This window comes from Pseudomonas avellanae BPIC 631, from assembly GCF_000444135.1.
GTDB classification, from domain to species: domain Bacteria; phylum Pseudomonadota; class Gammaproteobacteria; order Pseudomonadales; family Pseudomonadaceae; genus Aquipseudomonas; species Aquipseudomonas avellanae.
On sequence record NZ_ATDK01000138.1, the window covers coordinates 1 to 1,219 of the forward strand.

Annotated in this window: 1 protein-coding gene; it reads left to right on the forward strand. The window is 53.4% G+C overall.

Going from position 1 to position 1,219, the window contains the following annotated elements:
* The coding region (locus DW49_RS0107505; protein ID WP_029774640.1) for a type I restriction endonuclease subunit R, EcoR124 family at positions 1-1,183 on the forward strand (1,183 nt) is incomplete at its 5' end.
* Between the last annotated feature and the right edge of the window lie 36 nt (positions 1,184-1,219).

The window sequence follows — 1,219 nt, forward strand, 5'->3', positions numbered from 1 at the left end:
TATCCACAATTGCTGGGACAGAAATCAGCAATCCGTCCTGGGTCAATTTTCAATCGGCAGGGTGGGTCAGTTTTCAATCAGCGCCAACACCATGTTCGCGGTGAGCAGCGTTGATGCCGCCAAGGCGTACTACGAGACGCTGCAGAAGCTGCAGGAAGGCAGCGATAAGCCGCTGCGCATCGCCACCATCTTCTCCTTCGCCCCCAATGAAGAACAGGACGCCGTTGGCGACATCGTCGATGAGAGTTTCGAAGTGTCAGCGATGGATATCACCGCAAAAGAGTTCCTGAGCGCGGCGATTGCTGACTACAACGCGTTGTTCAAAAGCAGTTTCGGCGTGGACAGCAAGGGCTTCCAGAACTACTACCGCGACCTGGCAAAGCGCGTGAAGGATCAGGACATCGACCTTCTGATCGTGGTAGGCATGTTCTTGACCGGCTTCGATGCGCCAACACTCAACACGCTCTTCGTCGACAAAAACCTGCGCTATCACGGCCTGATCCAAGCCTATTCGCGCACCAACCGCATCGTCGATGCCACCAAGACTTTCGGTAATATCGTCACCTTCCGCGATCTGGAGCAGGCCACAGTCGAGGCCATCACGTTGTTCGGCGACAAGAATACGCGCAACGTGGTGCTGGAAAAAAGTTATAACGAGTACATGGAGGGCTTCACTGACACGATGACCGGTGAGGCGCGGCGTGGCTTCATGGATGTGGTTACGGAACTGGAGCAGCGTTTTCCCGACCCGGCCAATATCATCAAGGAATCGGAAAAGAAAGCCTTCGCCAAGTTGTTTGGCGATTACCTGCGTGTGGAAAACGTGCTGCAGAACTACGACGAGTTCGCCGCGCTCAAGGCACTGCAAACGGTCGATATGTGCGACCCTCAGGCCGTGGAAGCATTTAAGATTGAACACCACCTGGATGACGGGAAACTCGCCGAGCTGCAGACCATCCGCCTACCTGTCGAGCGCAAGGTTCAGGACTATCGCTCCACCTACAATGACATCCGAGATTGGCTGCGGCGCGAGAAAGCGGGTAACGAAGTAGGCAAGTCCACCATTGACTGGGACGATGTGGTGTTCGAGGTGGACCTGCTCAAGTCCCAGGAAATCAACCTAGTGTACTGTTTTCGAAAAAATCAGCCACCAACTAACGGAAAATTCAAATCTTATCAATAGCTTAGCTTGCAGGTTATGGGTAACTTATTTCGAAAA